We start from the raw sequence: 12272 nt of genomic DNA on the forward strand, positions 1-12272 counted from the left end.
ACCACACATTGCGCAACAATGCCGCAGCCGGGTTGTAATCCACGGCTGCGGCCATCGTTCGCCCACATCACTTATCGGTGAGGATGGTAATCCGCACGCTCACGCCGGCGCGCAACCCATCCTGTTCATCAAGCTTGACCCGCACGGTGAAGGTGCGCACATTGCCGACCACGTTCGCCACTGGCGCGACAAAATCAACCGTCCCCTTAAACACCGTACCGGGCAGCGCATCGACCCGTACCTCAACGGCTTGGCCTTCGCGCACGCGGGCCACGTCGGTGTCGCTGATCGCCGCCTCAACGTGCAATACGCTGTCATCAACGATCTGCACTGCCGGCAGCGCTCCCGTGCCGGCCAGATCGCCGGGATCGACATTCACCCGCGCCACGATGCCATCGAACGGCGCGCGCAACACGGCCTTGTCGAGGTTGAGTTTGGCGGCGGCCAGCGCAGTTTCCGCAATCTTGACCGCGGCCTCGGCGGCGGCCAGATTCTGGCGCGTTGGCGGTGCGGTGATCCGTTCCAGATTAGCTTGAGCCGCCGCTACGCCGGCCTGCGCTGCTGCTAGCGCGCCGGCCCGCTGATCGCCGCGCAGCCGGTCGAGGGTGGCCTGCGCTTGCGCGACTGCTGCATCGGCGGCTGCGATCAGATCAGCCGTTGGCCCATCGAGCAGGCGCTGCAAGTTGCTGCGGGCCGTGCGGAGCTGCGCTTCAGCGGCGGCAATGCCGTCAATCTCGTTCTGGCGCGCTTGCTCGAGCGCCAATTGCGCTTGCTTATACCGCGCTTCCGCCGACTCGACGGCGCGCAGTAACTGCTCTTCGGCATCTTTGGCCTCTTTCGGCAATTCCAAGCCAAATTTCGCCAATTGCTGCTCACGCTCGCGGTTCTTCCAGTACAGATCGGAATACGCTTGCTGGGCATCGCGCAGCGCGTTGGCCGCCAACGTCACCTGCAGCTCGGCATTCGTTTTCGCTGCCGAAAGGTTGGTGCGCTGGATGTTTAAATTAGCTTCGGCCTGTTCAACCGCGGCCCGCGCTGCCGTCAGATCGGCATTGCTCGGCCCGTCGAGCAAATCGTTACGGCGGGCGATGGCCTGTGCCAGCGCCGCTTCAGCCGCGGCGATGTCAGCGTCAGTGACGCTGCCGCGCGCCTGCCGCAAGGCCGCTTGGGCTTGCGCGACTTGCGCCCGCACCGCCGCGATCTCTTCCGGCGTCGCCCCTTCGATCAGGCGCTCGTAATTGGCCCGCGCTTGCGCCAAGCTCGCTTCGGCTTGGGCGACTTGCAACTCAAGTTCGCGCGCATCGAGCGCCACCAGCGGATCACCGGCTTTGACCCGGTCGCCTTCAGCCACAAAGACCTCGGCGACCACGCCGGGCACGCGGAAGCTGAGGTTGGCGCTGCTGCGCGCCACCACTTCGCCGCTGGCGGTGACGCCAAGGCTAATCGCCGGCGCGCTCGCAAGGTCAATTGTTGTCACCGGCGCGGTGGTGGGCAACGGCGCCACGGTTGGGCGCACTTCGACCGCCGCTGCCGTCGGCGCCGGCGTCGCTGACGGGGCGGGAGTGGCGCAGGCGGTCAGGATCGCCAGCGCGCCGCCGATCAGGGTGGGAACAATCACTCGTCGCATGGATCGCTTCGCTCCTGTGTGATGATCATACATTCTGATTAGCGGTAGGTGTACCGTAACGGCACGGCAGTGCCGTTACGGTATGGATTAGTCGCCTGAAGGTTCACTGGCCGGTGTCGTGGGCGGCGCTGGCGGCACTGCTGGCCGGGTGACTTGGGTTGCCGGCGGAGTCGTCACGCCGGGGCCGGGAGCAGGCAGCTCGAATCCTTCGTGCGGCTGTACGCCGCTAAAGCGCTGCTTCAGCCACGTCACCGCTGCGTCCATCAAACTGTAGACCGTCGGCACCACCAGCAGGGTCAGCGCAGTCGAGGTCAGCATACCGCCGATTAGCACCCACGCTAGCCCTTTGCGGAACTCGTTGCCTTCACCGGTCGCCAGCAAGTGCAAGCCAAGCGCGGTCGGCATCGCGCCAGCCACCAGCGAGAGTGCTGTCATCAAGATCGGGCGCAACCGGATCGCGCCGGCCAATTTCAGCGCCGAGTGCTTGTCGAGGCCCAACTCGCGCAAGCGGTTGGTAAAGTCAACCAGCAAGATCGAGTTTTTCACCACCAAACCGAGCAGCATAATCAGACCGATCATGCCGGTGATGTCGAGATCAATCCCTACCAAACGCAAGGCGAGGAAGGCGCCGATGAAGCTGAACGGCATCGCCATCATAATCACCAGCGGCTGGGTGAAGCTGCCGAATTGCGATGCCAGCACCATATAGACGAAGAGCACCGAGAGACCCATCGCGAGGAACAGCGACGAGAAGCCTTCGCTGGTCTGGGCAAAGGTACCGACGTAGCTGACAATCACCTCGGCCGGGATGTTGAGCGCATCGATCCGCGCTTGCAGCGCCGCTTGGGCATCGCTCAGGTTGATGTCCTCAAGATTGGCCCCGATCAACACCTGATTGAGCCGGTCGTAGCGGCGGATCGAGACTTGGCTCGATGCGAGTTCCAGCGTGCCCAACGAGCTGAGCGGCACCACCCCAGCGCGGGTCGGGATGCTAATCGCGCCGAGGGTCTCAATGCCGGCCCGATCTTGCGGAGCTAGCCGCACCACCACATCGGTATCGATCGTACCAGTGCGCAGCACGGTGGCCCGGTCGCCGTTGATCAAAGCCCGCACCGAGGTGGCAATGTCCTCGTTCGTAATCCCCAGCTCGCCGATGCGGGCCGGGTCGGCGCGCAAGCGCAATTCAGGCTTGCCCACCTGCAAATTGCTGTCGATGTCAACCAATCCCGGAATCGCCGCCATCTCGCGTTGGATCGCCTCCACAATCGGCGCCAGTTCAGTAGCGGGGCGAGTCGTCTGCAAGCTCACTTGCAACTCGCGCCCTTCCACGCCGGCGCTTGAAGGCTGGAAGCTCGGCACCGAGAAGCTCAGGCGCGGCAAGAAATCCAACTGCTCGCGCAGGCGCTCTTGAGTCGGCAAGGTTGGGGTACGGCCAACCAGCGTCACCGCGAATTCAGCCCGCTCAGGGAAGCCGGTTGCGCCGACCCGTGCAATCACATTTTCGACCGCCGGATCGTTCAGCAAGATCTGCTCGGCCTGCCGGGCTAGCCGGTCAGTTTCGGCCAGCGTCGTACCCGGCGCCGCCTCGAAGCGCATAATGAACTCGTGCGGGTCTTGCTCGGGGAAGAAGGTCAGTTTCAGGCCGCTAGCGACCCAGACACTTAACACCAGCACGGCGAGCGAAATCCCGACCACAATCATGCGGTTACGCAGGCTGGCCAGCGTCCACCCCAGCAATTTGCCGTACCAGCGGCCCATCGCGCCGGGGTCTTCATTGGCTTCTTGCAGCAAGCCAATGTCGCGCTCGCTCACCTCATCGGAGATCGGCACCTCTACGATCGGCTGGTGCTTGTTGTGATGCGGCTTGGGCTTGATCTTGACGTTGGGGAACAGGTTGGCCGACATCATCGGCGCGAAGGTGAAGGCTTCGGCCAGCGAGAGCAGAATCGCGATCGAGACCACCAAGCCGAACGACTTGAAGACGATCCCGGCCACGCCTTCGGCAAACGTAACCGGCACGAAGACTGCCACAATCGTCAGCGTCATCGCCACCACCGACAGGCCGACTTCCCACGTGCCGCGTGATGAGGCTACCCGCGGGCTTTCACCCCGTTCGAGGTGGCGGAAGATATTCTCGCGCACCACGATCGCGTCGTCGATTACAAGACCGACGCAGAGCGAGAGGGCCAGCAGGGTGATCAGATTGATCGTTAAGCCGAAGATCGGCATAAAGATGAAGGTGCCGATCAAGATCACCGGCAGGCCGGCCATAGTGATGATCGTGCTGCGCAGGTTGCGGAAGAAGAACCACACCACCAGAAACGCCGCGATCGAGGCGAACATCAACTCTTCCAACGAAGAGAGTACCGATGACCGAACCGCCTCAGACGAGTCAAGCGGGATGGTGTAGGTCAGTTCGGGGAAAGCGGCAAACGCCTGATCGAGCGCTTTGTAGACGTTATCGGCCACGGTGACGGTATTGGCGCCCGATTGCTTGAGCACGTTGAGAATAATCGCGTCGCTGCCGTTCAGCCGCGAGATGGTGGTAACGTCGGCAATGCCCTCTTCGACCACCGCCACATCGCCGACCCGGTAGGGCGTGCCCGAAATCTGCACCCGGGCAATATCCTCGACGCTGCGCAGCAACGAGGGTACGCGCAGGCTAATCTCGGTATTATTCTCGACGATGGTGCCAAGGCCAAGGTTGGCATTGGCCTGTTGCAGCGACCGGCTGACCTGCGCCGGCAGCAGGCCATACGCCTGCAACTTGGCCAGATCGAGCCAGACGTTGATCTGGCGCTGTTGGCCGCCGGTCACCGTCACCGAGCCGACGCCGGGAGCGCGCTGAATCCGCGGCACGATCTCGTCTTCGATCAGCGTGCGCAATTCGAGCGGCGTGCGCCCGCTGGTGTCGGCGACGGCGATCTGCATAATCGGCGACTGATTGGGGTCAAACCGCTGGAAGACCGGCTGGCGCACATCGCGCGGCAGTTGCGGCAAGATGCTATTCACCCGTTGCCGCACATCTTCTTCGAGTTGTTCAGCCCGGTTGCCGGCTTCAAATTCGAGGATAATCAACGCAAATCCCTCGCTGGCCTGCGATGTGATATGCTTGAGGCCGGCGAGGGTGTTCACGGCGTTTTCAACCGGGCGCACCACCTGATCAACGACGCTTTCGGGGCCGGCGCCGGGGTAGGTGATACTGACCGCGACGATCGGAACGTCGATCTCAGGCAAGAGGTTGACGGGCGTTGAGCGGAATGAGAGAATACCGAAAGTGATGAACGCCAGCATAACCATCGTGATAAAGACGGGCTGGCGGATCGAGACATCGGAAATCCAGATGCCGTTCAATTTCTCCCGGCGTGGCGGGGTCATTGGTTATCCTCCCACAAGACGTTGTTGCACAGGTTTTGTTACACACTTGTTTTTACTATAGCGTAAAGTTTTCTGACGGTCAAGGATGAAAATAATGAGCGTTCGCCAATGGCTGATCATCGTTCTTGCCGTTTGGTGGGGATGGCCGGCGCTGGCTGCGGCCCAACCCGCTGACGTGTCATTGGCCGATTACGATCGGTTGCTGCGGGCCGTCCATGCCGCAGCGCAGCGCGGCGATCTGCTCGATGTACAGGCGCTGGCGGCTGAATTGGCGGCGATTAAGCAGGTGCGCATGCCTGACGGCCAGCTTGCGCAGGTCGATCAGAGCTGGCTCACAGCCGCGCTCGCATCCGGCGATCCTGATTTGCCGGCGATTGCCGCCCGGCTAGGGGCGTTGATCGATGCCTTAGCGCCGCCCGCCACTGTGCCGGCAGAGGCTGCGTTGCGCCAGTGGCAAGCGGTGTACAACGAGCCTCCCTTCAATCGCGAGGGAGAGGGATGGTTCACCCGATTTTTGAATTGGTTGTTTGATCTGCTCGATCAACTGAGCCCCGATCTACCGGATGTCCCCGTACCCGAGGGGGCAGGGGCTAATCCCGCCGCGTTTACCCCGGTGGTCTGGGCCATTTTAGGGATCGCAGCCGTCTTAATCGTTGGTTTGTTGGTTTTCTGGGCGCGGGGTGTGCGCCGCACCTTGCGCGCGCCGGTCAAAGCGCCGGCTGGTGATGGCGAGGATCCGGTCACGTACAGCGAAGCGCAACGTCTGGCCGCTGAAGCGCGCCAAGCCGGCGACCGGCGCAGCGCGGTGCGCTATCTCTATCTCGCTGCCCTGCTCTGGCTCGATGAACAGGGCTTATTGCGCTACGAGCGGTCGCTTACCAACCGCGAACACCTGCACCGGCTGCGCAGTCAGCCGCCGGTACGCGATCTGCTCGCGCCGGTGGTGGCAACCTTTGACGCGGTGTGGTACGGTTTTCAGCCAATCGATGACCAAGCGTTCGCCCGTTATGAGCAGCAGGTAGCGGCGGTGCAATCCTTGACCAAATCAGCGGGAACGGCATCATGAAGCTGCGACTTGAAGTGATCGCGCTGATTGCGCTCTTTATCGCGCTTGGCCTCTTTGCCGCCTACAGCGCCGAGCAGAGCGGCCAGCGCACCATTGACGCGCGGGTAACATCGTTTAGTAGTGACGATAATGGCGCGCTGGCGCTCTACCGTTGGCTCTCGCGGGTGGGGCAGGTTGACCGGCTGGCCTATCGCCCGTTTACCTTGACCCCGAATGACGGACTGCTGTTGGTGTTGGGGCCAAGCGAACGGTACCAGCCGGCGCAAGTTGACGCAGTGGTGGAATGGGTCAAAGCTGGCGGCGTGCTGGTGGTGGCCGATAATGCGCCGAGCCCGCAGAGCGCTGTGTCGCCCTTGCTGGCGGCGTTTGATCTCAAACTCATCGCGAGCGAACGGCGCATCACTACCGCCGCGGTCTTGCACCCCGCCCTCGGCGCGCCGCCGGTGGCCCGCGTGCCGGCATACACACGCGCCGCGATCGCTGCGACCACGCCATTGCCGGCCTTTGCGCCGCTGGCGGCTGATGGCGCAACAACGATCATTGCCGGCCAACGCTTCGGCGACGGGTATGTAATCGCCTTGTCAAGCGTCTACCCATTCACGAACGAAGGTCTGCGCGAGCCTGAATCGGCGGCGCTGGTGCTCAACCTGCTCCGCTGGCTGCCTCCCGGCAAGCGGATCGTGTTCGATGAATTTCACCATGGCTTCGGCCCGTCAACCGATTTGCGCAGCTTGTTGCTGAGCAATCCGCTCGGTTGGGCCATCCTGTACAGTGTGGCGATGGTGGGCCTATACATCCTCGCCGGCAGCCGCCGGTTCGCCCGCCCGCTGCCGTTGCGCAGCGAAGCCGCTCGCCGCAGCAGTGTCGAATTCATTGACAGTATGGCCGGCATGTTGCGCCGCGCGAAACAGATTACCTACGCCGCCGAACACTACCGGCACACGCTCCGGCGCCGGCTCGGCCAACCCTATGGCATCTCGCTCGCGCTTGACGATGAGGCTTTTGTCGCCGAATTAGCCGCGATTCGCCCGATCGATCGCGCCACCCTGAGCCGGGTGCTAGCTGAATTACGGCGTCCGGATCTGAGTGAAGTCGAGTTGCTGAACCTCGTCGCCGAAGCTGATCGCATTAGGTAGCGACCGTCTGCGCAGCTATTGCCGTCCATACACCGAGAGGACAAACCGATGCCCAACCCACGGCGTTTGCCCTTGCAAGAAGCGATCAACCTGCTTGACGAAGGCGTCAATCTCTACCGGCGCTATCTCAGCACCTTCGCGTTGCTAGCCGCTCTGTTTAGCTTGCCGGCGCTGATCGTCACCTTCAATCTTCTCTTTTCACTCGGCGATCTAGAGGAAACGTTCTTTGAGGATCTGTTCCTCATTCTCGCCGGCCTGCTCTTCACCTCGCTGCTGATGATTCCACCGCTGACCCGCGCCACCCGGATGGCGGTCGATGGCCAGCCGCCGTCGCTGCGCAGCGTGCTATGGCGGTGGCCGCAGATTGGGCGCTGGCTCATCGCTAGTATGTACGGCGGGGCAATGGCGTTGGTTTGGGTGATGATCATGTCGTCGGTTAGCGGGGTTTTAATGTTTATCGCTTTTTGTGTGCTGATTGCTGTAGTTTTCGTTACGAGCACTGCGTTAAGCACCAGCGCGTTGATTGTATTTTTGCCATTAATCATCATCGCCGGACTCATCGCGTATTTCCTCTATCTCGTTCTGAGCGCCTCTGGTCTGGTGGCTGCTCTGTACAGCATCCAACCGATCATTGACGACACCATTCCTATTGGGTTTGCGTTCAAGCTCTCGTGGAGTCTGCTTTTCCGGCGTTTCTCCTATAATGTGCTTGTTTTTGCCTGTGCAGCGTTGCTCTTCAGCGTATTGGCAGTGATTGTAACGCTGACGATCGCGGTCTTGCTGCCAGCGCCCTTTGGTCTGCTGTTCGGCGCGGAACATCCGCTGACCCGCGGCTTGAGCGCCGTGGCGTGGGTGATTGGGTTGACGGCGGCGATGCCGCTATTGCCGATCTGGAGCACGCTTCACTACCGGCAAATGCTAGCTGAGCGCAACGGTGTCGATCTGGCCCGGCGCATCCAGCAGGCGGCTCACAGCGAGGTACGCTTGGCGTCGTGAGGTGGGGTATTGCGAGGGGGCGAAGCCCCCGCAGCAATCTCCTCCTTCGGCGGAAAGGTTCCGCTCCCGTGCTCGAAGGGGATTGCTTCGCTCCGCTGCGCTACGCTCGCACTGACAAGCGGGGAGCAGATCTGTCATTGCGAGGGAGTGGCGGTACCCAGCAGGGTTGGGTGCCGCCCGACCGAAGCAATCTCCCGCTTTGGCGGGAACGAGCGCTGAGGGGGCGCAGCCCCCGAAGCAATCTCCCACTTCAGCGGGAACGACCACTGAGCGGCTTGCTCCTATGATCGAAGGCGAAGGAGTCATTAATCTACGATCTTATCATCAATCGCCATGCAACATCATTACTTTGTCTATATTATGACGAATAACCACCACACTGTTCTCTATACCGGTATGACAAACGATTTAACACGGCGCGTTTATCAACATAAGACTGGACGAGGATCACAATTTACGCGAAAATATCAAGCCACGAAATTGGTGTACTATGAAATGACGACAGATGTACGTGCTGCCATTACGAGGGAGAAACAGATCAAAGCCGGCTCACGGCAAAAGAAGATCGCTTTAATTGAAGCGATGAATCCGGAGTGGCGCGATCTGTCAGTGGATTGGGCGTAGTGTCATTGCGAGGGGGCGCAGCGCCCGCAGCAATCTCCTCCTTCGGCGGAAAGGTTCCGCTCCCGTGCTCGGGGGAGATTGCTCCGCTGCGCTACGCTCGCAATGACAGGTGGGGAGCAGATCTGTCATTGCGAGGGCGCGAAGCGCCCGAAGCAATCCCCCGCTTCGGCGGGAACGAGCGCTGAGGGGGATCATCCCGTGCTCGTGGGAGATTGCTTCGCTCCGCTGCGCTACGCTCGCAATGACAGGTGGGGAGCCGATCTGTCATTGCGAGGGCGCGAAGCGCCCGAAGCAATCCCCCGCGTCGGCGGGAACGAGCGCTGAGCGGGTGCATCTCGTGCTCGAAGGGGATTGCTTCGCTCCGCTGCGCTACGCTCGCAATGACAGGTGGGGAGCAGATCTGTCATTGCGAGGGAGTGGCGGCACCCAGCAGCGCTGGGTGCCGCCCGACCGAAGCAATCCCCCGCTTCGGCGGGAACGACCACTGAGCGGGTGCATCCCGTGCTCGAAGGAGATTGCTTCGCTCCGCTGCGCTACGCTCGCAATGACAGGTGGGGAGCCGATCTGTCATTGCGAGGGGGCGCAGCCCCCGAAGCAATCCCCCGCGTCGGCGGGAACGAGCGCTGAGCGGGTGCATCTCGTGCTCGGAGGAGATTGCTTCGCTCCGCTGCGCTACGCTCGCAATGACAGGTGGGGAGCAGATCTGTCATTGCGAGGGCGCGAAGCGCCCGAAGCAATCCCCCGCTTCGGCGGGAACGACCGCTGAGGGGGATCATCCCGTGCTCGTGGGGGATTGCTTCGCTCCGCTGCGCTACGCTCGCAATGACAGGTGGAGGGCGGCGGTGCGCCATGACAGGTGGAGGGCGGCTCTGTCATTGCGAGGGCGCGAAGCGCCCGAAGCAATCCCCCGCTTCGGCGGGAACGAGCGCTGAGCGGGTGCATCCCGTGCTCGAAGGGGATTGCTTCGCTCCGCTGCGCTACGCTCGCAATGACAGGTGGAGGGCGGGGGAATGTGGCCCCCACCCCAGCCCTCCCCCGCTGGGGGAGGGAGTCACAAGGCAGGGTGCCTGAGCGGGTGCATCCCGTGCTCGTGGGGGATTGCTTCGCTCCGCTGCGCTACGCTCGCAATGACAGGTGGAGGGCGGCGGTGCGCAATGACTGGCGGAAAGCGGCAATAGTGATAAAGTGATACTATTATCTTGTTTACCATCCATCATAAATGGGATGATCGTATGGATCCAATCAGTGTGATTAAAGTCAGCGGCCACGAACTCGACGATCCGGCATTTCTGGGTGGTCTGACTGAAACGATTCGCACCATGCACCAACCGGTGGTGCTGGTGCATGGCGGTGGGAAAGAGATCAGCGCAGCGGTGGAACAAGCCGGGTTGCAGGTAGAGTTTGTCGATGGCTTGCGGGTGACGTCGCCGGAAGTGATGGCGATTATGCAAATGGTCGTCTGTGGGGCGATCAACAAGCGGATCGTTACGGCGCTGGTCAATGCTGGTGCGCGCGCGATCGGCCTCAGTGGGCTAGATCTCGGCTTGCTCCGCTGTGAACCCTACCGGCCCAACGGGCGCGATTTAGGCCGGGTGGGAGTGGTGACAACGGTTGATGGTGCGGCGTTGCGCCAGATGCTGGCGTTGGGTTGGTTGCCGGTGATTGCGCCGGTGGCGTTGGGGAGCGCCGATGGCCTGAGTTACAACGTGAACGCCGACATGGTGGCTGAAGCGGTGGCTGGCGCGCTCAGCGGCGCTGAATTGGTGTTTGTCAGCAATGTGCCGGGGGTATTGGTGGAAGGCCGGGTTGCGCCAACCCTCACCCCTTCAGCAACGGAAGCGTATATCGCGGCGGGGGTGATCAGCGGCGGCATGATCCCGAAGGTGCGGGCGGCCTTGGCTGCTCTCAGCCGGGGCGCGGCGAGCGTCCGGATCACGAATCTGGCCGGTCTCAGCGATGGCGGCACGCGCTTTGTGAGCGAGGAAACCGGGCCATGACCAACCGCCAGAGTCTCTTGGCGCTCTTTCCCGATCTTGATCCAGCGGCCCAAGCCGATCTGGCGGCATTATTGCAGGTTGGTTCGTATCCGGCGGGGCATACCTTTCACATGCCGAATGAAGCCGGCGCGCACGTCTTTCTCTTGCAACAAGGCCGGGTCAGGATTTATAAGCTCTCGCCGGAAGGGCGGGCATTGACGCTGTTGGTGCTCCATCCACCGAGTCTGTTTGGTGAAATGGCGCTGATCGGGCCGGGGATTCACGATACCTGCGCCGAAGCGATGACCGATTGCGTAGTGGCGCGGATCGAGCGGGAAGCGTTGCGCGCCTTTCTCAGCCGCCATCCGGGGGCGGCAATTGATCTGATGGAGTTGATGGGCGCGCGCTTGCGTACCATGGAACAACGGCTGGCCGATATTGCCTTCAAGAGCGTGCCGCAGCGCTTGGCGGCCCTGTTGCTCGATCTGGCCGGCGATCCGGCTGATGGCGCACCGCCGGCGACGCTCGTCCGGTATACCCACCAGCAATTGGCCGAGATGATCGGCGCCTACCGCGAAACGGTGACGAAGGCGCTCGGCGATATGCGTGAGGCGAACCTCATCCGGATCGCTGACGATGCGATCGTCTTAGTCGATCTTGCCCAATTGCGCCGCTTAGCATCCGGGTAAATATTCTCTACGGAATTATACCGCAACAACCGCGTTCTCGTGTTACAGTAATAGGTAAAGATGACATCCGGCTAACGGCGGTTGCCATCATCGTCAGACTCAGGTACAATCGAGAGGTTATGATACTGTTGCAAGGAGTGCAATTGATGGTAACCTACGACGATCTCGTGATGGCGCTGGAAGATGCATGGCTCAGCGTTGGCCTGCATGAACACGCGCTGATAGAGAGCGTCATCCCCGCCACGCACGATCGTACCTGCAAGATTGAACTCTTCCCCGATCACGCCGAGCCGTTAACGTTGGCGACGATGCCGCCGTGGCTTGAGATTAACTTTACGTGGTCGCCGGTGCATCAACTGATTAGCGAAGGCCGCGATTTGCCGGCTGATCCGCTTGAATTGACCATGACGTACACGGTGACGCTGACCAATCACCGTGATCGGAGCGACATTGAATTGGTGCGCATGTTTCAGCGCGCCGTCCACACCGCCTTTGAGCGCCATTTTCCGGCTGAGATAGCCGAAGTTGAGCCGGTTTCAGTGGAAGTGCGGCGCGTGTATCAACCTGCCGGGCAACGGGTTGAATTAGAAGCGGTGCAGTTAGTCAGCTCAACGATGGTTGATCTGTTCGAGCAGTGGGAAGACCGTGATGTGCAGAGCCTCCGCCGGCTCTTGCGTTCGGAGATGAGTCTGGCCCGCACGATCATCGCTAATCTGAGCGATACCTTCCATCCGCATGGCAATGGCGGCTATCGCTCGGTAGATGCGGCGTAGCAGCGGG

9 protein-coding genes are annotated in these 12272 nt (G+C 61.6%); 7 read left to right on the forward strand and 2 right to left on the reverse strand.

Annotated elements, in window-relative coordinates:
• Window positions 1-67: 67 nt before the first annotated feature.
• Window positions 68-1627, reverse strand: coding sequence for an HlyD family secretion protein (locus tag A6A03_RS06535; RefSeq protein ID WP_066785204.1), 1560 nt, complete (start codon window positions 1625-1627; stop codon window positions 68-70).
• Between the two features lie 87 nt (window positions 1628-1714).
• Window positions 1715-5005, reverse strand: coding sequence for an efflux RND transporter permease subunit (locus tag A6A03_RS06540; protein ID WP_066785210.1), 3291 nt, complete (start codon window positions 5003-5005; stop codon window positions 1715-1717).
• Window positions 5006-5099: 94 nt separating this feature from the next.
• Between A6A03_RS06540 and A6A03_RS06545 the strand changes: the two genes are divergently transcribed.
• From A6A03_RS06545 to A6A03_RS06580, 7 genes are all read left to right on the forward strand, one after another.
• Complete coding sequence (locus A6A03_RS06545; RefSeq protein ID WP_082908929.1) at window positions 5100-6071, forward strand: DUF4129 domain-containing protein; 972 nt, start codon at window positions 5100-5102, stop codon at window positions 6069-6071.
• Window positions 6068-7207 (forward strand): DUF4350 domain-containing protein, encoded by a 1140-nt coding sequence (locus tag A6A03_RS06550; RefSeq protein WP_066785215.1) that lies wholly within the window; start codon window positions 6068-6070, stop codon window positions 7205-7207. The genes A6A03_RS06545 and A6A03_RS06550 overlap by 4 nt, the downstream gene beginning before the upstream one ends.
• A 48-nt stretch (window positions 7208-7255) precedes the next feature.
• On the forward strand, window positions 7256-8203 hold the full coding sequence (locus A6A03_RS06555; protein ID WP_066785218.1) for a hypothetical protein: 948 nt from the start codon (window positions 7256-7258) through the stop codon (window positions 8201-8203).
• A 333-nt stretch (window positions 8204-8536) separates the two neighbouring features.
• Window positions 8537-8827, forward strand: coding sequence for a GIY-YIG nuclease family protein (locus A6A03_RS06560; protein WP_066785223.1), 291 nt, complete (start codon window positions 8537-8539; stop codon window positions 8825-8827).
• 1232 nt (window positions 8828-10059) lie between these two features.
• Window positions 10060-10824: an acetylglutamate kinase gene (gene argB / locus A6A03_RS06570; protein WP_066785229.1), complete on the forward strand. Its 765-nt coding sequence runs from the start codon at window positions 10060-10062 to the stop codon at window positions 10822-10824.
• The gene (locus A6A03_RS06575) at window positions 10821-11492 is read left to right on the forward strand and encodes a Crp/Fnr family transcriptional regulator (RefSeq protein WP_066785232.1); all 672 of its coding nucleotides are present in this window, start codon (window positions 10821-10823) and stop codon (window positions 11490-11492) included. Before argB ends, A6A03_RS06575 begins: the two co-directional genes overlap by 4 nt.
• A 146-nt stretch (window positions 11493-11638) precedes the next feature.
• Window positions 11639-12265 carry a hypothetical protein gene (locus A6A03_RS06580; protein WP_066785235.1) on the forward strand — a complete coding sequence of 209 codons (627 nt, stop codon included), beginning with the start codon at window positions 11639-11641 and terminating at the stop codon, window positions 12263-12265.
• Window positions 12266-12272 lie beyond the last annotated feature (7 nt).

The organism is Chloroflexus islandicus (genome assembly GCF_001650695.1).
Classification (GTDB): domain Bacteria; phylum Chloroflexota; class Chloroflexia; order Chloroflexales; family Chloroflexaceae; genus Chloroflexus; species Chloroflexus islandicus.

What these genes read in the sequence shown, in the direction of transcription:
- A6A03_RS06535 (WP_066785204.1), bottom strand. Translation starts at nt 1,627, where the DNA reads ATGCGACGAGTGATTGTTCCCACCCTGATCGGCGGCGCGCTGGCGATC.
- A6A03_RS06540 (WP_066785210.1), bottom strand. Translation starts at nt 5,005, where the DNA reads ATGACCCCGCCACGCCGGGAGAAATTGAACGGCATCTGGATTTCCGAT.
- A6A03_RS06545 (WP_082908929.1), top strand. Translation starts at nt 5,100, where the DNA reads ATGAGCGTTCGCCAATGGCTGATCATCGTTCTTGCCGTTTGGTGGGGA.
- A6A03_RS06550 (WP_066785215.1), top strand. Translation starts at nt 6,068, where the DNA reads ATGAAGCTGCGACTTGAAGTGATCGCGCTGATTGCGCTCTTTATCGCG.
- A6A03_RS06555 (WP_066785218.1), top strand. Translation starts at nt 7,256, where the DNA reads ATGCCCAACCCACGGCGTTTGCCCTTGCAAGAAGCGATCAACCTGCTT.
- A6A03_RS06560 (WP_066785223.1), top strand. Translation starts at nt 8,537, where the DNA reads ATGCAACATCATTACTTTGTCTATATTATGACGAATAACCACCACACT.
- argB (WP_066785229.1), top strand. Translation starts at nt 10,060, where the DNA reads ATGGATCCAATCAGTGTGATTAAAGTCAGCGGCCACGAACTCGACGAT.
- A6A03_RS06575 (WP_066785232.1), top strand. Translation starts at nt 10,821, where the DNA reads ATGACCAACCGCCAGAGTCTCTTGGCGCTCTTTCCCGATCTTGATCCA.
- A6A03_RS06580 (WP_066785235.1), top strand. Translation starts at nt 11,639, where the DNA reads ATGGTAACCTACGACGATCTCGTGATGGCGCTGGAAGATGCATGGCTC.